Origin of the sequence: Chthonomonas calidirosea T49 (genome assembly GCF_000427095.1) — a bacterium.
In the GTDB taxonomy this organism is placed as follows: Bacteria; Armatimonadota; Chthonomonadetes; order Chthonomonadales; family Chthonomonadaceae; genus Chthonomonas; species Chthonomonas calidirosea.
Window position 1 is genome coordinate 1,780,552 of sequence record NC_021487.1, and the last position, 18,565, is coordinate 1,799,116.

The window sequence follows — 18,565 nt, forward strand, 5'->3', positions numbered from 1 at the left end:
TGCATTCGCAAATTTTGCTTCTATTCCCAACACAAGCAACCGTGACCACTTTTCGGGTAGTATTAAAAGAGGTACCGCGTGCACCGTGGGAATTTTGAAAGCTGATTTTTAGGAGGATACCATCATGCCAGTACGCGTAGGCATCAACGGTTTCGGCCGCATCGGGCGCATCACACTCCGTACCATTCTCGAACGCCATCCCGACACCATTGAGGTCGTTGCTGTAAACGACCTCACCGACACCGCAACGAACGCGCACCTGTTTAAGTACGACACCAACTATGGGGTTTTTAAAGGTCACGTGGAAGCAAAAGAGGATGCTTTCATCGTGAACGGTAAAAAGATTCGCGTGTTTGCCGAACGCAACCCCGCCGATATCCGTTGGGATGAGGTCGGCGCGGAGATCGTCATCGAATCCACTGGGCTGTTTACCGATGCGACCAAGGCGGTAGCCCATCGGGAACATGGGGTCAAAAAGGTGGTGATCTCCGCGCCCGCTAAAAATGAAGACCTAACGATTGTCTTAGGCGTCAACGAAACGATGTACGACCCGGCACGCCATCACGTCATCTCCAACGCCTCTTGTACCACCAACGGCCTCGCCCCTGTGGCGAAGTTTCTCTACGATCGCTTCGGCATCGAGAAAGGATTATTGACCACCGTTCACTCCTACACCAACTCACAGCGCTTGCAAGACACCGCGGCGAAAGACCTGCGAGACGCTCGGGCCGCGGCAGAAAACATTGTGCCCTCTGAAACCGGCGCGGCGCGCGCGGTGGGCCTGGTCATTCCGGAGCTGAAAGGCCGCTTCCATGGCATGGCCTTCCGTGTGCCCACGGCAACCGTCTCCATCGTGGACTTCACCGCCCTTCTCGGGCGGGATGTGACCAAAGAGGAGGTCAACGCCGTCGCCAAAGAGTATGCCGAAGGCCCCATGAAAGGCATCTTGCAGTACACCGAAGAGCCGCTCGTCTCCTCCGACCTCAAAGGCAATCCGCACTCCTCCATCTACTCCGCCTTAGACACCATTGTGGTGGGCGGCAACATGGTGAAGGTGCTCGCCTGGTACGATAACGAGTGGGGATACTCCTGTCGCGTCGGCGACCTCGTTCACTACCTAGCACAGCGAGGGCTTTAAACACGACGATGAACAAGAAGACGATTCGTGATGTGGATGTAAATGGTAAGCGCGTCCTCACACGCGTTGATTTTAATGTGCCGCAAGATGAGACAGGCGCTATTACCGACGACACACGTATCATCGCAGCGCTGCCCACGATTCGTTATCTGAAAGATGCCGGTGCGAAAGTGATCCTGGTTTCCCACCTGGGCAGACCCAAAGGCGTTACCCCCAAATACACCCTCGCCCCGGTAGCTCAACGTCTCTCCGAGCTGCTGGGGCACAAGGTGCCCCTTCTACCGGATTGCGTCGGTCCGGAGATAGAAGCCCACGTCAACGCCATGCAACCCGGCGATGTGGTGCTGTTAGAAAACGTCCGCTTTCACCCAGAGGAAGAGGCCAACGACCCAGAATTTGCCAAGCAACTGGCGCAGTTGGCCGATCTCTACGTCAACGACGCCTTCGGCACCGCGCATCGCGCTCACGCCTCTACGGCAGGGGTGGCGCAGTACCTGCCGGCAGTGGCCGGTTTCCTGATGGAAAAAGAGCTGGACTATCTCGGCGACGCGCTCGCCAACCCCAAGCGTCCCTTTGTGGCCATTCTGGGTGGAGCGAAGGTGAAAGACAAGATCGGAGTCATCCGCTCCCTGCTCGACAAGGTGGATACCCTGATCATCGGAGGAGGAATGGCCTACACCTTCCTCAAGGCCAAAGGGCTGGAGGTGGGACGTTCGCTCCTCGATGAACAGAACCTCGCCTTCTGCCAAGAGGTTTTAGAGAAGGCCGGCTCGAAACTGCTTTTGCCGGTGGATGTGGTTGTAACCAACGCCAACCCTTTTGAAACCGGAGAGGAGGCCTGCCAAACGCAGGTTGTGGATGTCGAGCACATCCCTTCCGATTGGGAGGGGGCCGACATAGGCCCAAAAACCATCGAGGTCTTCTCAAACGCGGTACAGGGCGCCGGCACCGTTTTTTGGAACGGCCCCATGGGCATTTTTGAGTTCGCGAAGTTTGCCGAGGGAACACGCGCCGTGGCCAAAGCGCTCGCCGAGTCCGGTGCCACGACCATCATCGGCGGAGGTGACTCGGCAGCGGCCGTGCAACAGCTCGGCTTCGCCGACAAAATGACCCATATCTCCACCGGCGGAGGCGCCTCTCTCGAGTTCCTCGAAGGGCGCCCACTGCCCGGCGTGGTGGCGCTTCAGGATAAATAGGGAGCTACCACCCATCGAGGAGAAGAAAGAGAGCTCGCATCCCAAACCCGTAGGGCCGACCAAGCGAGTTGGCCCTACGATTCGTTTTCAGGTCTTTTCTCTCGAAAATTTGCGACACAAGCCCCTCTCTGCCATCCGGCCGAATAAGCGCCTCTGCCACCTACCCCCTCCTGTACAGGCATCTTTCCGGTCTGCGGGGATGCGAAAGCTGGTGGCGCGCCTCGCCCTCATAAAGTCGAGAGAGCTATCGCGAATTGGCGAGCAGGGAGAGGACGTTAAACGATGTCTCCATTCAGCGCTTCCACCACGAAAGTCACCGGCCCGTCATTTACCAGCTCCACCTCCATGTGGGCACCGAATATCCCCCATGCAACGGGGATATTTTGCGCGGCCAAAGCCTCTCCAAAAAGCCGATAAAGCCGCTCGGCCTGTATGGGCGGGGCAGCTGCAGAAAAACTGGGGCGTCGTCCCTTTCGGCAGTCCCCGTAGAGGGTAAAATTGGAAATGAGCAGCACACTGCCCCCCACATCGGCCAAAGCGAGGTTCATCTTGCCGTCGGCGTCCTCCATAACGCGCAGCCCAGCGATCTTCTCTGCCAACACTCGAGCCTCTCTCTCTGTATCCGCGCTGTGAACGCCCAAAAGCACGAGAAAGCCACGCCCGATGCTCGCCACCTCTCGCGCCCCCTGCCCCTCCTCTACAACACGCACACAGGCCTGAGAGACCCGTTGAACCACAGCCCGCATGGACGCCTAAAGCGAAAGGTTGCTGCTATGGCCGGGGAACAGCTTCGCGGTGGGGTCTATCTGCGTTTTGGCATGGCAGACGGCCGTACATATCTCCCCTACGCCGGTCGCGATGAGCTTGATCTTGCCCTCATAGGTGGAGATATCTCCGGCCGCATAGACGCCCTGCATGATGTTGCCGTTCCTGTCTTCCGCCTGCATCAACCGGTTTACGGGTATGCTATTGCCTTCGAGTCGCACGCCCCACTCCTTAATAGGCCCTAGATCGGCGGAGAAGCCTATGTTGAGGAGAATCGCGTCCACTTCCAGCACCTTCTCTTCCTTGGTGCGGTTGTCGAAGATGACGGCGCGCTCGACACAGCCGTTCCCCTCCACACGCCCCAACTCATGCCAGAGATAGGTCGTTACCTGAGAGCGGTTCATCAACCAGTCGAGGCTCTCCTCATGGCAGCGGAACTTATCACGCCGATGAATCAATGTGATGCTCTCGGCGATAGGCTCTAAGTTCATCGCCCAGTCAAGTGCCGAATCGCCCCCGCCGACGATGAGAATGCGCTTGCCCGCAAACTGCGCTTTGTTACGCACAAAGTAGAACACACCGCGCCCCTCGAACTCGGCGACGCCAGGTGCATCGAGCTTTTTGGGGGAGAAGGCGCCCGCGCCGGTAGCAATGATAAGCGTTCGCGTGTGGTGGGTGGCTTTCTGCGTGGTAATCACGATGGTGCCGTCGGGCGCATGCTCCATCTTAAGCGCCATCTCTGAGAGGCAGACGGTGGGGTTAAAGCGTAGCCCCTGCTCGATCATGTTCAGCGCCAAATCGCGCGCCAACACCTTCGGAAAGCCCGGCATGTCGTAGACGTACTTTTCCGGATAGAGCGCCATGAGCTGCCCTCCCAACTCCGGAAGGCTATCAATGATCTTGGTGCGCATCTGGCGCATACCCGCGTAAAAAGCCCCAAACAGCCCGACGGGGCCGCCGCCGATGATCGTCACATCGTAAAGGTCTCTCTCTACCGCGTCCTCTAGCGGTGCGATTTTAGGCTCACTCACTGCGGTCAATTTCTACAATTTCTCCTTTAAGTATCCCTCGCACGAAGTCGGTTGCTTCTAATTGCATACGATGCACCCAGTTATTGTATCATATTTCCGAGCAGGTTTGGCCTATCTTTGAGTAAAATAGCTGCACGTGCTTCGCGAGCACACTACCTACTACGTTCGAGGAGGAGAAACCGTTGAAAGGCATCATCATTGCAGGAGGACTTGGCACCCGCCTGCGCCCGTTAACCTATCGCCGCCCCAAACCGCTTACCCCGGTGGCGAACAGGCCCTTTCTAGAGTATCAAGTGGCGCTTCTGCGACAACACGGCATTGAAGACATTGTGTTCGCCACCAACTATATGGCCGACCAGATCGAGGCGCACTTTGGCGATGGTTCCCGTTTTGGAGTCCGCATGCGCTACGCGGTCGAAGAGGTTCCCTTGGGAACCGGCGGCGCCATCCGTAATGCCGCGCAGTTCTTTCCAAACGAGACGGTTGTGGTGTTTAACGGAGATGTGCTCACCGATTTCGACCTCAGTAAGATCATCGCGTTCCATCAGCAGCGACAGGCCATCGCAACCATCACCCTTCACGAGGTGCCCAGCCCCCACCCCTTTGGCGTGCTCCTTTTAGACGAGAAGGGCCGTGTGCTGGAGTGGCGCGAGCCCAGCGAGGAGGCCAAACGCGCTGTAACCCTCGACCCCGACCTAACCCCTTCCGGTAAAGACCTCATCAATGCCGGATTCTACATCCTCGAACCGGAGTTTTTAGCGCGAATCGAGTTGGGCAAGCCCTGCTCCATCGAACGCGATATCTTCCCACGTCTCCTCGCGGAGGAAGCCCCTATCTACGGGATCGCCCCTGGGGGGTTCTGGCTCGACGTAGGGCGAGCGGAACAGCTTCTTATGGCAACCCAAGCGATTCTTTCAGGCCAGGTAAAAACTGCCGTTCCCGGTCTCGCCGTGGGCGAAGGCACCACCATAGCGCCAAGCAGCTGGATCAACGGCATGACGGCCATCGGGCGAAATTGCCGTATCGCAGGCCAGACACGCCTGGAAAACTGCATCCTCATGGATAACGTGACCGTGGGCGAGCATGTGCGCCTTAGCAACGTTATTGTAGACGAGGGTACAACGCTTCAAGAAGAGGTGGTTCTAGAAGGGCGGGCAGGAGGTCCCACACCCGTCATCGCCTCCGAATCGGTGTTAGGGCGAGGAACCCGTCTTCACCTGTAAGTGCCTTTGAAGTGCTCTAACTTGTTGTAAGACAACGCTCATTTCCAGCCGCGCCGCTTTTACGTAAAAGCGGCGCGGCCTGGCCTCCATAGGTGCTTACGCCCTGACTTGCCGCGGGCTAAAGCCCTTCTTTGTCAGCTTCTCGGGCAGCGTCTTCCCCAGCCCCTACTTGCCACTACGACACCTACCGAGGCCTACACCGCTCCGCACAGCCTCACAAACGCCCTGTAACTGCTCGTTGGTAATGTGACCCATTGTCCAGATCGGCACTATGAGGTCGAGTTGTTTGAGCTTTCAACCTCATATGATGCCACAGATACCGCGCAGTCAAGCGCCTCGTTTCTAAGGTCTATTCCTTGAAAAGGTTGCTTGCCAACCTCTCCACACACTCCCAACAAATGACCGTCCCATGCAAACCCGCAAAGCCGACCCCCTCCCGCTGCCGATGGCAAACGCTGCAGGTAAACGGGGTTAGGGAAGGTGCTTGGCCTTCTGGGCTGGTGTGAAAGGAGCTCAGGCAAGTTTCACAAATATGCACGGCAGGAAGGGGTGCGCGGGAAAGTATAACGACTATCCGCAAGAAGCCACCATTGGCAGACACCGCCTGCTGCCACCGGCCATGCGACGTAAGCAGCCTCCACAAGATTTTGGACAGGCCTACGAAAAACTTTGCCAAGCCAGGCGATGTTGCCCCACAAAAGTCGCATATTACACGTTTTTTAGATACGCGCGACATGGTTAGTTTCCTCCAATTATTTCTACCACCACCACAAACACCAACAGACACATTCCACTTTGTTGTCAGAAAGTCGGTAGTAACACCCAGCATACAGACATAGTACTCTCAAACAAGCCCATATGCAGCCCAACCTTTGAGACCATGTACAAGGATATCCGGGATACACTGGAACTGTATTTAGTGGATGAGGTTTTGGCTTCCGAGGCGGTTTGGACGACTGTTTTCGCGGTAGTTCTCCTCCGCAAGGCGTCGAAAGCCATAGTGCCCTGTTGGCATACACAGGGCAGGCTACCGGAGGCCCCCGAAATCCAAACCCCTCTCAAGGCCAACGCCCTCCCTCTCAAGGCCGATACCGGAGCCCCCAGAAAATCTTGCGATTTTCTGGGGGCTGGGCGCCCTTCTCCTCATTCCTACCCAACCTCCTGCTTGGCCTACTTAGGGTCCTCTCCTCCTATCTCCTGCATAAAACTATCAATAACCCCGAGACCTTCAGGGGATAAAAAAGACGATGACGTTACCACATGCACTCTCCCATTTTCTATCCCTAGGCGGTAACTTTTCCCACTCTGTCCGTCCAGAAATACCAATAGAGGATGGACCTTACCGGTTTTGGAGTACGGTCCAAAGCCGAGCGCAATTGCACTTGGTTTGTCGCCTGCGCCACTTCCATGTTGGAAAAGTACGAGGGCAGGACCAATTGGCGGAAGCTTCTTGTCTTCCAAAGAGGGCGGTATGGGCCACTGGGACATAAACCCAAAACTCACCTGAGCCTGGTTTTTACCTTTCCAACTCGACAATGTAAAGATCGGAAACGACCCTACTGCACCCCCCATCGATGTCAGGTACGCCACCGGTCTGCCCTGATTATCTACGACTTCCAACGAACGCACTTTCAGATGAGGGGCGGTTTCTGCGGTATCAATGGGGGCGCCGTGCGCCGTGAACGTGAAGGGGATGAGACCACCGAGCAGCCCCCCTATCCCCATTCCCAATAGCAACCCAGTACGTCGTAGGAAAAAGCCAAGCACGCCAAACCGGCTGCCTATTCTTTGCAAGCGTATCATTTTTTGTTTTCTCCTTTCAGGTTCTTTTGATAATTCAGGAGAGAGGTGCAAATCCCCCTCTCCATTGAGAGCACATTGCCTGCCTATCTAATAATTTGCGTGGTGGTGAAGGAGACAGAGGGGTCTTACACAGGTCTGGGGTTCCATCCGCATCACAGCGAGGCTAGCGAGGGCGGAGGTGAGGAACTGGCGGCGTGCGATGCCGCGCAAACGAGCAGAAGGTTGCGGTGGGTTACCACCTACGGGGGGGGGACACTCCCTTCTCCCTGTTGCAGCTTCTTGTTGCGTTTGTTGTGGTTAGCCATTGTTTGAGCTCTCCTTTTTCAGGAAGCCTTGAAAGGGTCTATGCCAAGAGGGCTGGGGAGGCCTCTCAAAAGGGGCTAGAGGTCAGAGGGGTCTTCTCAGGAGCCTCAGAATGGCCACAGGGAAAGCGTTATAGGTTTGTAAGGGAAGTGAGTGATATAGAAGCAGCTCACTTACAAAGTAAGTATAACACACAGGATGCGAAGTTGTCAAGGGTTTTTTTGGGCAAAATAGAAAAGATTTTTTGTCAGAGATTTTTTAAATGACGTGAGTGGAAGACGAGATCAGATGGTGGAGACCCCCGCTATTGATCCACCGAGCCAATGGTACGGTACCCTTGTTTGTCCTCTCTCCCGATTCGGGAGAAAGGGGGCTATTGCGTTTCGTTTCCGCAGGAAGCTAAACAAAGGAAACCGCCAATAAACTTATCGCTCTTCCCTCCGCCCGGAGGGGGAGGGGTGAGAGGCTGTAGCGACGACAGATAGACAGGGAATCGGTTCTAGAACCGATTTACGGATGCAGGAGCACAAGTTAGTGGGGCACGCCCGTCGTTACCCATGATAGGCCGAGCGATAGGAAAACCTGCTAGCACGCGGTCTGGTGCTGCTCTGCGCAAAGACGAAGAGGCTCCAGCAGGGCATAGGGGGCAGGGCGATCGCCCTCCACATGGCCGAGATGAACCTGCGGCTTCACCGAGTACCCGTGAAAATCCGAGCCGCCCGTGGTGAGCAACCCTAACCGCTCGGCAAGCGCCAAATAGCGCGCCGTATCTTCCGGTGTGTGGGCGCTATAACGCGCCTCGATTCCGTCTAAACCCATCGCCTGATAACATCGGATCTGCGCTTCTATGGCTTCGGGGCTGCGCCTCAAATGGTTGGGATGCGCCAGCACGGCCACCCCTCCAGCCTGGTGAATGAGGGCGATGGCCTCTTCAGGAGGAAGCTTCTCTTTGGAGATGCCCGGCAACACCCCATCGGCCAAATAGCGATCAAAGGCCTCTTGTACGCTGGACACCACCCCAAGTTTTACCATGACCTTCGCGAAGTGAGGACGCGCCAACAGCTCGCCCTGGGCTTCCTGAGCCACAGCCTGCAGCGTAATGGGAATGCCCATCTGGTTCAACCGCTCCACAAGCGCGCGGTTACGGGCATCGCGCGCAGCTCGCAGCACGCCCAGTCGCTCTCGCAGTTGGGCACTGGCGGGGTCTATAAAATAGCCTAGCAGGTGGCACTGCCCTTTATCTATCACAGCACTTATCTCAATGCCGGGGATAACCTCAATACCATATCTTTGGCCTGCCTCCAGCGCCTCTTCCACTCCCTCTACCGTGTCGTGATCGGTCACCGCGACGGCCGCCAAACCCAACTCTTTGGCCAATTGAACCAGCTCCGTTGGCGACCGATCGCCGTCGGAAGCCGTTGTATGGGCATGCAGATCGATCCCGCCTTGAAAGCGCCTCTCTCTCACCTGTTTCTCGTTCCTCTCTCTATCGCGTTGCATCGGGCACTTAGAGCCGATCCATTCTCCGTATACATTATGGCTTAGCAAAGCCATCTCCTGAACAAAGCCCTTATTCAACAGAATTTTTGAAGGAGATCGCTCTATGCGCAACCGACCGATCCTTGTGCTGATTCTGCTAGTAGTGTTTGCCTTAGGCCTGGCCGCCTATAGCTCGCGAGTGCACCCAGGAGGCGACCTGCCACCCGAAGACCAGCCCGATACTACCCAACTAACGCCTCCCGCCCCCTCGGCACAAAGCTCCAAGTTGCCCATTGCGCAGCAGGAGCAGCTCTTTAGCAAATACGAGCCCACCGCCATTCACGCCACGCTGCAGGTAGAAGGCCTGGCGCCTATCGAGATAGAGCTTTATCCGAAAGCAGCTCCCAAAACCGTGGCCCATTTCGTAAAGCTCTGCAAGGAGGGGTTCTACAACGGAATCCTCTTTCATCGAGTCATCCCCAACTTTGTGGCTCAGGCGGGCGATCCGGCCTCCAAAAAGATTGACGGCAGAAAACTGCGCGGCCTAACCGATCAACAGGTGGCTATGAAGTATCTCTTAGGCGCCGGTGGATCGGGGCAGACGGTCCCCTTTGAGGGGAACGATCTGACAAATCTACCCGGTACTATAGCCTTGGCGTTAAGCGCCCCTCGCACCGATACGGGCGACAGCCAGTTTTTCATCAATCTCGTGGATAATAAACAGTTGGACGGCGACTACTGCGTGTTTGGGCGGGTCGTTCAGGGAATGGATCAGGTGAAGAAAATCCAGCAGGGCGACCGCATCCAAAGCATCGTCATCCACTAATTTTATAGGAGGTTTTCTGGTGAACCGCTTGCTTGTCCAAAAGGCCATAGGAGCCGCGACCCTGTTCTTAGCCCTAAGTTTTCGATGCCCCACGCCAGCCTTTGCGGCCGACCCCGAAGTGGCCTTGCATTTTGCGAACAAAGGCACCGTGGTCATTGAGCTTTTTCCGAAACAGGCACCGAAAACGGTCGCCCATATTTTGGAGCTGGTGCGCAAAAAGTTTTACAACGGCATCAAAGTCCACCGCGTCGAGCCGGGCTTTGTGGTGCAGTTGGGCGATCCGGAAACCAAAGGGCTGCCTCCTAGCCAGTTTGCCACCCATGCCATAGGTACCCATGGCTCTGGCACCACCGTTCCTCTCGAGGCCGGCTTGCCCAACAATAAAGGCACCGTTGGGCTTGCCCGCACACAAGACCCCAACAGCGGCGATAGCCAGTTCTACTTCAATCTCAGCAACAACAACTTCCTCGACGGCAAGTACTGTGTGTTCGGCAAAGTGGTGCGCGGTATGAACGTGGTGGAGCACCTGCAGATAGGGGATACGCTTCTCTCCGCGGAGATTTTGCCTCAGGAGAAGCCGCATAAAACCAAGCCGAAAACGCGCCTGCCGAATAAGAAGTAGCCAAAAAGATGCAGGGCGTCTACGCGACGCCCTGCGTTTGCCGATAGATTAGGCAAGGCTAGCCTTTCAAAGCCGCCTCGTAGCGTTTGGCCACCTCGTCCCAGTTCACAACGTTCCACCAGGCGTTGAGATAGTCGGCGCGTCGGTTTTGGTACTTCAGATAGTAGGCGTGCTCCCAAACGTCCACGCCGAGAATAGGCTTTTTGCCCTCCATCAGGGGATTGTCCTGGTTGGGTGTGGAGATCACGGAGAGCTTACCGGACGAGTCGAGGACCAACCAGGCCCAGCCGCTGCCGAAGCGTTTTAAGCCGGCATCGTTGATCTGTTGCTTTAGGGCATCGAAGCTGCCAAAAGTCGAGCGAATGGCCTCGGCGAGTGCCCCCGTTGGCTCCTTGCTGCCGCCCGGCTTCATGATCTCCCAAAACATCGTGTGGTTCACATGCCCGCCGCCGTTGTTGCGCACGGCCGTGCGTACCGCTTCGGGCACCGCGTCGAGATTGGAGATGATCTCTTCAGGGGTCTTCTCGAAAAAACTCGGATAGTCCTTCAAAGCCGCGTTGAGATTGGCCACATAGCCTCCATGATGCTTCTCATAGTGTATCTGCATCGTTTGGGCGTCAATGTAGGGCTCTAGCGCGTTGTAGGGATAGGGAAGAGGTGGCAGGGTAAATTCAGGCATGGCCTTCTGCTCCTTTCTGTGGATTGTGGGCGTGGTTGTGCACCCCTATTAAGTTTACTGTATGATGGAAAAAATAGTTGCGGTGCCGTTGCGCCTTCGGCGGTCTGACGCAGGCATGTCCTAGACAAGTGGGCTGCAACCGATTTCGCCGATGGCGTAAGCCGATCGGCAGGACAGCTTTCCTTAGCTCACGGCAACCGACCTCAACGCCATCAACTGCAACCAACCCGCTGCTGCCGCCCCCTCATTTTCGCAGATGATCTCGCACTACAAAAACGGTTGCTAATAACCCAGATAGCAGAAAGAGCAGAACATACCATCCATACACAACGCGACCAGTGAGCTGCAGAACACAGACCCCCTGATGTTGCGGTACCACATCTTCACCAGCTTTTTAGGTAGTGTGTGGCCGCCCCAGGTGCGTTTTACAAGACGGAAGAGACTACTACCATGTAGGCCAATCAATAAACTGAACAATAGTAGTCTTAAGAAGTAGTTAAGCCTCTTGAAGAGCATCTCCCTACCTCTCTTCTTAGTCTTTGAAGGTCTCGAACCCGTTAGAGACGTTCAATCCGTTTGCAAGGATTTTCCATTTTCCATCTCTCTGCACGAAATCGAAGTCCAAAAAATCTAGGCCAGCCTCTACGCGAACGTTTTTTCTTTTGGGGTCCACTTTTCATTCTCCTCTCTTGTCTTTTTCGCGCTGAGCAATCGCTTTTTCCAGTTCCTCTTCGTCTGCTGGAGTGAGCAAGGGCGGCCCCAACTCCTCGCTGAGCGCCTCAGGATGTCGGAAACAGACTCTATCGTTGTGAGCTTGCGACTGGTCGCAAGAAGGGAGCTCCCGTTCATGCACTCGGAGACGGCTTCTTTTAGGGAATGAAACCTTCCCAACTTGCACTCTCCTTTATAGCCATCCTCGGCAAGGATAAAGCTAGCCCACTTCCCATCGGCTCGCTCTTCGAACAAGAAGCAGTGGTTTCCGAAGAAGCTTTTCCTTCACATTCTTCGCCGTTGCAGGCAGCAACCCAAATAATGCCATCTCATAAAAGTTTGCGGTTCATTCTCATCGGCTATCTTCCTTAAAGTACAAGAGGAGTTCGTCTCCTCCTGTACTTTACCATCTCAGTGCTCTGTTGAGGAGCGGAACTAAGCGTAGCGGCCAGGCGGTACGGGTACCGGTTGTGGACGCGGAACTGGCAGTGGAGCTGAAGCAGGATAGTATATATCTTTGCAGTCTTGTTTGCATAGGGCATAGCTTGAGGCTGCAAAATCTATGCATAGGCCCAACCTATAGTCCCAGTCTTTATTTTTTATTTGCTAGGCAGGTATGGTGTTCCTGCAAGGCAGCAGAACCTGTTCGAAAGCCCTTCCGACCGTTATATCCTTGCTTGCTGTATTCCCTGAGTTCGTCGAAAAATGGTGTAGAAAACGTATCACACGTGGCCTTATATCCAAGGTGTACAACCATTCATCCCCTTCTTCCGAGTTATCGACAGTACCATAAAGTCTAGCGTTTGACCAGATCAGCGTGTCTTTTATGCCCTTTCCCTCGGATGGATTAAAAACATGCAACACACGATAACGGTGGCGGGCTACATTGAATTGAAAAAGAACACCTTCTTTATACTTCCCTCCATAATCGGTTGTCCCATATAAATTACCATCACCACCAAGCACTACGGTATCTATCCCACCCTCGCCAGAAGTAAAGCGGTGCAAAATGCGCATTTTGTCTTGTTTGAGATCATAACTAAATAAGTAGCCGTTCCCTTGAACCCCTCCCATACTTCCGCCATAAAGGCTGTATCTACTAGCAGCATACAGAAAAACCGCTCCATCATCTTTCAAGAACGCATACAACACTCTAAAACGTCTTGACCGAGGGTCATACCTAAATAACGTTCCATCTCCATATCTCCCCTTTTGATCTGTAACACCGTAGATAGAACCGTCTGCTCCGAGGATTAAATTACCAGGTCCCCAACCCTCTACCGCCTTAAATCGGTGGAGTATCCGAAACCCTGTGTTTTGGTTATACTGGAATAGAAGCCCACCAGCTGGTTCTTGCGTTTGGGATACGTCATAGGCCGTGCCATACAGGCTACCATCGTGGCCTAATAGCAGATCAGAAGGTTGAACCCGTCCAAAATGGTGCAAAACTCTACATTGCCCTCGTATGGTACATGCGTCAAGCACAAACGTATTATGGGCTCCTCGCTGCGGCACGATAATGTATAAAATTCGATGGTCAGGTGTTAGGACTAGTTTAAATGGGTAAAACCCTTCTGAAGACATACTGGGGAAGCTTTGAAGATAGGACAGCTTTCCCTGACGATATCGAAACAAGATAAATCTCTTTTGGTGCTGACATATCCCATAAAACGTTGAGGTGTCAGTCCTAAGCACGGCAAGAGGTTTGCCTTCGCCTTGGGTAAACTGATGCACTACGCGAAATTGGTTCTTTGCATCTATCTCAAAAAGCGTCATGGTCATTGGGTCAACGCCGTAGATGCCCTTACTGTCTTTGTAAAGGGTTACTTCACATCCGCATAAGAGACAGATAATACTGGTTAGTGAGAGAAGACCCAACACTTTAACGATCTTTGATAGCACTTTGGTTTACCTCCTCTCTAGAGTAGTTAAGCATTTAGGAGGGGGGATATCTTATTCCTAAGATATCCCCTTCTTCTTCCCCCCCTGATTGAGCGCAGCTACATTGTGTTATCGTCGCAGGAGCACAAGTTATTGTGCAACTTGCCTGAATCGGATGCGCTACCGAAACTGTAAATGTATACTTAGCAAGTGTGTAGGTAACACAGTAGGTTTTTTGACAGCCGGCACACCCATCCAACGTAACCCTACTCAAGCTACTTGCTAACTTTTGACATTTATCCTTCACTAGTGGAATTCCTGGTTTCCAACCTGTTAACTGGCAGTTACCTAACTGAATTATTTGGCACACTAAAGGGGGTGCCGGTTGTTTAGGCGGCGATCCTCCTACACACTGTCCTTCCGACAGAGGCAGCGCCTGGTTGGCATACAGCGGGCAGGCCAAAGGGCACCCTGCATCCCACAACAAGGGCTACCCCACACAGAGAAGGTAGGCACCGCTCTCCCCCAACGAGCAGGAGGCATCATCCCCGCTGTCGCCTATCAACCCCTACCTGAGGATATCCTTTATCCTCTACCCCCACCATAACAGCCCCGCAAACCTATGGCACACGGCCTCGAGAACCCACCGCTCAACAGAGTGGCTCTGAAAGAGAACCCCGCCTCATCGCTTTGTGCCGCTCCCGCTCTTCACTCTTTCTCTCTATCTCTGCTTGACGCTCCTTTATCTCGGCAGCTTCCTCAGGAAATATGCTCTCGAATGCCTCAGGAAACTGATAATAGAGCGTAGCGGCATCCGACTTCGTTAGCTTTACTTTGTAAAGCCGGCAGCTAGAGCATATCAGTAGACCTAGAGGGTAAAGTGCATGCTGAATTGCCTCGATAGCATTTTCTCCTATTCCCACTCGAGTTTGGCGCGGTGGCCATACTGGCTCTATCCAATACGGGCATTCCCACCAGCCCGACTTTTCATCTTTATAAGGCTTTCCTAAACACAACGTCACGGGGATCTTTTCGCGTCCCCTCTTTGCTCGAAGAACGAAGTCCATTGAGGCGATCTTCTCAGGAGTTGTCTCCTCGGTCACGTTTTCTCTCCATGGTGTTCATGTGGAATTGGCAAGGTTGGAGAAGGAGGAGAACCTCCTCCAACCCTGCACTAGGCTTGCCTAAATAAGGGATATAGGAAAGGCTTCCCTGTCTGTAGGAAAAAAGAGTTNNTGNCNNTTTCNGNNCCTTCNTTTATTTGTACCTCTTTTCNCTTCTTTTTTTACCTTTCCTTTCGACCTTANNGCTGACNANATCTCTGGATCNTGCNNTGCCTCCGCTGCCTCTAACGGNGTCNTTCNTGTCTGATCTCTANGATTTGGGTCGGCTCCCGNNTGAACCAACAGACGACATAGGGGAGCAGAGGGTGTACCCACCGCTATGGTTAGTGGACACTCTCCAAATGGTCCCCTCTCAAGGATCGGATCATCTCCCGCCCCTAACAGCAAACAACACAAAGGCACATTATCATATTGTACTGGTGAGTAGAGTGTATTCCCTCCCCGCGTGTCCTGCGCCTTCACTAACACCTTTCCCGAAGGATTAAATAATATTATGCTTTCTGTGTTATCACTTTGGTTTACATCCGCTCCGTACTTTAATAACAGCTCTACAGTACGCAGCCCTCCCTCGTTCTGACCTTCCAAAAAAAGCTACCGCTCGTATACATGCTCACCCCGAAGCTATACCCACTCAAGGCCGATAACTCTTCTCTCCTCCCTACTCATCCGCCCGCTGGGTCTATTTCGGTTCGTCCTCTCCACGTGTTGCCAACAACTGCTTCGGCAGCTCCTCTCTCATCGCCTCGACTGCTCCTAAAGGCAATGACCTCGAAGACGGCAACCTGACCCCATGCATTTTCCCACCTCCTACCTCTAGGCTATACCCTCCCTCGTTCTGACCTTCCAGAAACAGCAATCCAGGATGAACCTTCCCGCTTTTTGCGTCCCAACCAAAGCCGATCTCAGTCAGGTTCGGTGTGTCGCCCTCCTCACTCCCACGGTGGATCAGGAAGAGTGCAGGTAAACCTAGAGGCAAAAGCTTCATGAACGCTCCGTAGACTTTACCCGCTCTGTCAGCACGTCTATCCTGCTCGGTGACCGTGGCTGAAAAACCAGGCTCTTCCCCCACCTCTCCCCCATGTGGCGATTAATACGTGCTGGATAAGCTGTGCCACCTCTTGGGCTCTAGCGGGATTCCCTGCTACAGACCGAGAGATTCCTGCCGTCTGCATTGCTAGATTAGAAGCGCTTGCCGGCCACCAACGTGGAAGATTTCCTGCCCCCACAAGAGCCCAGCTGCAGAGGCGGGCACCTAAGAGAACCGCCAATCGTCGGGACTTCCGAGGCATGTTTGTAAAAGCTTTCTGTAGTTGGTAGCGCTCGCTGGTCTCTCACTGCTTGCAGCCTCATGGCCGCATTCTCCCCTTATAAGGAAGTTTCTCCTCGCGATAGGCTGTAGGATGACGGCGAAGAGGGAGCTGCACCCCGGCTCTGATCATCCCCGCCCATCTGACAAGGCGGAACTTAAGGCTTTATCCAACGCTGTACCATGAACATTTACCGCGAGAACACGACCATCTCGCCCAACGAGCACATTAGAGGGAATGGCTTCTACATGAAACCGCGCCGCTAGTCCTCCCGCTGTGCCCTTATCCAAGCTGATAGGCCAGCTCACCCCATACTTCTGTAGAAAACTTTTTAACTCGGTTTCTGTGACGCCTCCTAAAAGACAGTCCCCAATGATGACAAAACCCTGACGTCGGTATTTCGTATACAGAGCCCGTAAGTGAGGCAACTCGGCAACGCACGGGGCACACCATGGCGCCCAGAAATCGAGCAAAACCACCTTGCCTTGAAACTTCTCCCAGCTTAAAGCCGTCCCGCTAGGATATTGAGATGCGGCTAGAGGTAAGGGTCTTTGACCTACGTGCAACAACATAAGTTGCGGTAGTGTATAAACTAGTACGGTACTTACATCTCCTCCACTCGCCTCCGCTGGCAGCACTTTCCTGATGGCCCCCTGAGGAATAGCATAATGAAAGAGGGATAAGGGTAAACTTGAAGCTTGCCAATAAAGTGTGCTCTCATAGTTCACCGTCCGTACTAGACTGCCATTCCACACACGCACTCTATACCCCATCAGCTGATACAAGCCCTGCCCTAGCTGTTTAACCCAAATACTTAGTGTGGAGGTACCGTAGGAGGGAGACCCACTGATCTGAGCTTCGATGGTAAGAAGATGGGTGTTCGACTGTGGTTTTACTTGGAGGGACGAGACACGCCACGCGGATGGATTAGGAGCTGCCCCTTGTTCCCATTCTCCCATGGCAACTAGAACCTTTTGAATATTTTGTTCAGAAGTCAATTTGCCGGCTAATAGCTCTACTAATAGGTCTTCAGAATCCATGATGTCTGTCAAAGCAAAGCGCGTTTTTTCATCTTTTGATAATGGCTTTTCCAAGTAAACCTTCGGGTAATCAGAACGAGTGGCATAAAGGCTCGTTCCATCACAAACCCATAACAATCTCTTAGGATACGGAAGCTCAGATAATCCTGCGCTAGTCACCTCCTGTTTTATCACAAAATAGACAGGGGTGCGATAGAGCAACTCTATCTTACTTGTTGTGAATACTTCCTGATAAGTCCCCTGAACTTTTTCGAACACTTTCAGTGCCATCACCTTTTGATAGGTTGCTTGGAGGTCTTTCAATACATTCATTGCTTCTGCAGAAAGCGTAGAAACGGCTTTGTTTGTCCTTGCAGCGTTAGTTATTTGTTGAGAACAACAGTTAGAAGGCATCACAATTTGGGTACCATCGGGACAGGAAACGACGGAGTTAGGGGTGGCACAACCGTATTGCTTGGCTCCAGGACATCTGTAGGGACAGGTACCCGCAGGACATCCCCCAGAGGAAGGAATCCTCATATCCGATACCCACACAAGCCCTAACGATACCAGAAGTATCGGCTTCCACATACGTAGCCATAAAGTGTTCATCTCTTTCCTCCATTTCAATAAACTTTGAATAAAATAAAAGGAGGCAGAAGGCCCTATGCTGAGATAGAGCCTTCTCCCTTTATCTTTGCCTAGCTAGGAACAAACAACAGTAATTTTTGTGCCATCCGGACATGTAACAGTTGAACCACTTGTAGCACAGCCGGAGCTTGTTGCCCCTGGGCATTTGAAAGCACAAGTACCCGGTGGGCAACCCCCACTACCACCGCTGCCGTTGTTACCCCCTCCTGATGGTGGATTTGGATACTGATAATAGAGCGTAGCGGCGTCCGACTTCGTTAGCTTTACTTTGTAAAGCCGGCAGCTAGAGCATATCAGTACACCTAGAAGTTTAAGTGCATCCTGAACTGCTTCGATAGCATTTTCTCCCATTCTCACTCGAGTTTGGCGCGGTGGCCATACTGGCTCTATCCAACACGGGCATTCCCACCAGCCCGACTTTTCATCTTTATAGGGCTTTCCTAAACACAACGTCACGGGGATCTTTTCGCGTCCCCTCTTCGCGCGAAGAACGAAGTCCATTGAGGCGATCTTCTCAGGGGTTGTTTCCTCGGTCACGTTTTCTCTCCATGGTGTTCGTGAGAATTGGCAAGGTTGGAGAAGGCGGATCACCTCCTCCAACCCTGCAGCAGTCTTGCCTAAATAGGGGATATAGGAAAGGCTTCCCTGGCTGTAGGAAAAAAGAGTTACTGACTTTTCCTGTCCCTTCCTTTATTTGTACCTCTTTTCGCTTCTTTTTTTACCTTTCCTTTTGACCTTAAGGCCGACAATATCTCTGGATCATGCATTGCCTCCGCTGCCTCTAACGGCGTCCTTCCTGTCTGATCT

Annotated in this window: 17 protein-coding genes and 1 pseudogene; 5 read left to right on the forward strand and 13 right to left on the reverse strand. The window is 53.4% G+C overall.

The window, feature by feature from the left end:
- Positions 1-124: 124 nt before the first annotated feature.
- Together gap and CCALI_RS07440 are read left to right on the forward strand one after the other, a co-directional pair.
- Positions 125-1,138: a type I glyceraldehyde-3-phosphate dehydrogenase gene (gap, locus tag CCALI_RS07435; protein WP_016482861.1), complete on the forward strand. Its 1,014-nt coding sequence runs from the start codon at positions 125-127 to the stop codon at positions 1,136-1,138.
- 8 nt (positions 1,139-1,146) lie between these two features.
- The gene (locus tag CCALI_RS07440; RefSeq protein ID WP_016482862.1) at positions 1,147-2,334 is read left to right on the forward strand and encodes a phosphoglycerate kinase; all 1,188 of its coding nucleotides are present in this window, start codon (positions 1,147-1,149) and stop codon (positions 2,332-2,334) included.
- A 4-nt stretch (positions 2,335-2,338) separates the two neighbouring features.
- Here the strand turns inward: CCALI_RS07440 and CCALI_RS16070 are convergent, their stop codons facing one another.
- The 3 genes from CCALI_RS16070 to CCALI_RS07450 form a co-directional block, all read right to left on the reverse strand.
- Entirely contained in the window at positions 2,339-2,494 is a 156-nt protein-coding gene (locus CCALI_RS16070; protein WP_155850504.1) for a hypothetical protein, read from the reverse strand.
- A 115-nt stretch (positions 2,495-2,609) separates the two neighbouring features.
- The gene (gene dtd, locus CCALI_RS07445) at positions 2,610-3,080 is read right to left on the reverse strand and encodes a D-aminoacyl-tRNA deacylase (RefSeq protein ID WP_016482863.1); all 471 of its coding nucleotides are present in this window, start codon (positions 3,078-3,080) and stop codon (positions 2,610-2,612) included.
- A gap of 6 nt (positions 3,081-3,086) precedes the next feature.
- Positions 3,087-4,139, reverse strand: coding sequence for an NAD(P)/FAD-dependent oxidoreductase (locus tag CCALI_RS07450; protein ID WP_016482864.1), 1,053 nt, complete (start codon positions 4,137-4,139; stop codon positions 3,087-3,089).
- 173 nt (positions 4,140-4,312) lie between these two features.
- Here CCALI_RS07450 and CCALI_RS07455 point away from each other — a divergent pair, with 173 nt between their 5' ends.
- Positions 4,313-5,353, forward strand: coding sequence for a nucleotidyltransferase family protein (locus CCALI_RS07455; protein WP_016482865.1), 1,041 nt, complete (start codon positions 4,313-4,315; stop codon positions 5,351-5,353).
- A 524-nt stretch (positions 5,354-5,877) separates the two neighbouring features.
- Here CCALI_RS07455 and CCALI_RS16075 read toward each other — a convergent pair.
- The 3 genes from CCALI_RS16075 to CCALI_RS07470 form a co-directional block, all read right to left on the reverse strand.
- Positions 5,878-6,060, reverse strand: a complete 183-nt coding sequence (locus CCALI_RS16075; protein ID WP_155850505.1) for a hypothetical protein — start codon at positions 6,058-6,060, stop codon at positions 5,878-5,880.
- Between the two features lie 463 nt (positions 6,061-6,523).
- Entirely contained in the window at positions 6,524-7,156 is a 633-nt protein-coding gene (locus CCALI_RS07460) for a hypothetical protein (protein ID WP_016482867.1), read from the reverse strand.
- 888 nt (positions 7,157-8,044) lie between these two features.
- Positions 8,045-8,926, reverse strand: coding sequence for a PHP domain-containing protein (locus CCALI_RS07470; protein WP_172636639.1), 882 nt, complete (start codon positions 8,924-8,926; stop codon positions 8,045-8,047).
- Positions 8,927-9,062: 136 nt separating this feature from the next.
- Between CCALI_RS07470 and CCALI_RS07475 the strand changes: the two genes are divergently transcribed.
- A complete protein-coding gene (locus CCALI_RS07475) occupies positions 9,063-9,764 on the forward strand; it encodes a peptidylprolyl isomerase (RefSeq protein WP_016482870.1) in 702 nt (233 codons plus the stop codon).
- A 19-nt stretch (positions 9,765-9,783) separates the two neighbouring features.
- Positions 9,784-10,386 (forward strand): peptidylprolyl isomerase, encoded by a 603-nt coding sequence (locus CCALI_RS07480; protein ID WP_016482871.1) that lies wholly within the window; start codon positions 9,784-9,786, stop codon positions 10,384-10,386.
- Positions 10,387-10,444: 58 nt separating this feature from the next.
- Here CCALI_RS07480 and CCALI_RS07485 read toward each other — a convergent pair whose 3' ends face one another.
- From CCALI_RS07485 to CCALI_RS15110, 7 genes and pseudogenes are all read right to left on the reverse strand, one after another.
- A complete protein-coding gene (locus CCALI_RS07485) occupies positions 10,445-11,065 on the reverse strand; it encodes a superoxide dismutase (protein ID WP_016482872.1) in 621 nt (206 codons plus the stop codon).
- Between the two features lie 532 nt (positions 11,066-11,597).
- Positions 11,598-11,738, reverse strand: coding sequence for a hypothetical protein (locus CCALI_RS16080; protein ID WP_016482874.1), 141 nt, complete (start codon positions 11,736-11,738; stop codon positions 11,598-11,600).
- A 644-nt stretch (positions 11,739-12,382) separates the two neighbouring features.
- Entirely contained in the window at positions 12,383-13,678 is a 1,296-nt protein-coding gene (locus CCALI_RS07500; RefSeq protein WP_016482875.1) for a choice-of-anchor tandem repeat GloVer-containing protein, read from the reverse strand.
- Between the two features lie 629 nt (positions 13,679-14,307).
- The gene (locus CCALI_RS07505; RefSeq protein WP_016482876.1) at positions 14,308-14,760 is read right to left on the reverse strand and encodes a DUF6968 family protein; all 453 of its coding nucleotides are present in this window, start codon (positions 14,758-14,760) and stop codon (positions 14,308-14,310) included.
- 81 nt (positions 14,761-14,841) lie between these two features.
- Positions 14,842-15,366 (reverse strand): annotated as a pseudogene (locus CCALI_RS16935) (ankyrin repeat domain-containing protein).
- A 94-nt stretch (positions 15,367-15,460) separates the two neighbouring features.
- Positions 15,461-15,766, reverse strand: coding sequence for a hypothetical protein (locus tag CCALI_RS16350; RefSeq protein ID WP_016482878.1), 306 nt, complete (start codon positions 15,764-15,766; stop codon positions 15,461-15,463).
- A gap of 450 nt (positions 15,767-16,216) precedes the next feature.
- Positions 16,217-17,521 (reverse strand): TlpA disulfide reductase family protein, encoded by a 1,305-nt coding sequence (locus tag CCALI_RS15110; RefSeq protein WP_231730025.1) that lies wholly within the window; start codon positions 17,519-17,521, stop codon positions 16,217-16,219.
- Positions 17,522-18,565 lie beyond the last annotated feature (1,044 nt).

Excerpts from the sequence above, each read along its gene's own strand:
- gap (WP_016482861.1), top strand. The coding sequence starts at position 125 with ATGCCAGTACGCGTAGGCATCAACGGTTTCGGCCGCATCGGGCGCATC.
- CCALI_RS07440 (WP_016482862.1), top strand. The coding sequence starts at position 1,147 with ATGAACAAGAAGACGATTCGTGATGTGGATGTAAATGGTAAGCGCGTC.
- dtd (WP_016482863.1), bottom strand. The coding sequence starts at position 3,080 with ATGCGGGCTGTGGTTCAACGGGTCTCTCAGGCCTGTGTGCGTGTTGTA.
- CCALI_RS16075 (WP_155850505.1), bottom strand. The coding sequence starts at position 6,060 with ATGCGACTTTTGTGGGGCAACATCGCCTGGCTTGGCAAAGTTTTTCGT.
- CCALI_RS07460 (WP_016482867.1), bottom strand. The coding sequence starts at position 7,156 with ATGATACGCTTGCAAAGAATAGGCAGCCGGTTTGGCGTGCTTGGCTTT.
- CCALI_RS07475 (WP_016482870.1), top strand. The coding sequence starts at position 9,063 with ATGCGCAACCGACCGATCCTTGTGCTGATTCTGCTAGTAGTGTTTGCC.
- CCALI_RS07485 (WP_016482872.1), bottom strand. The coding sequence starts at position 11,065 with ATGCCTGAATTTACCCTGCCACCTCTTCCCTATCCCTACAACGCGCTA.
- CCALI_RS16350 (WP_016482878.1), bottom strand. The coding sequence starts at position 15,766 with ATGAAGCTTTTGCCTCTAGGTTTACCTGCACTCTTCCTGATCCACCGT.
- CCALI_RS15110 (WP_231730025.1), bottom strand. The coding sequence starts at position 17,521 with ATGCCTTCTAACTGTTGTTCTCAACAAATAACTAACGCTGCAAGGACA.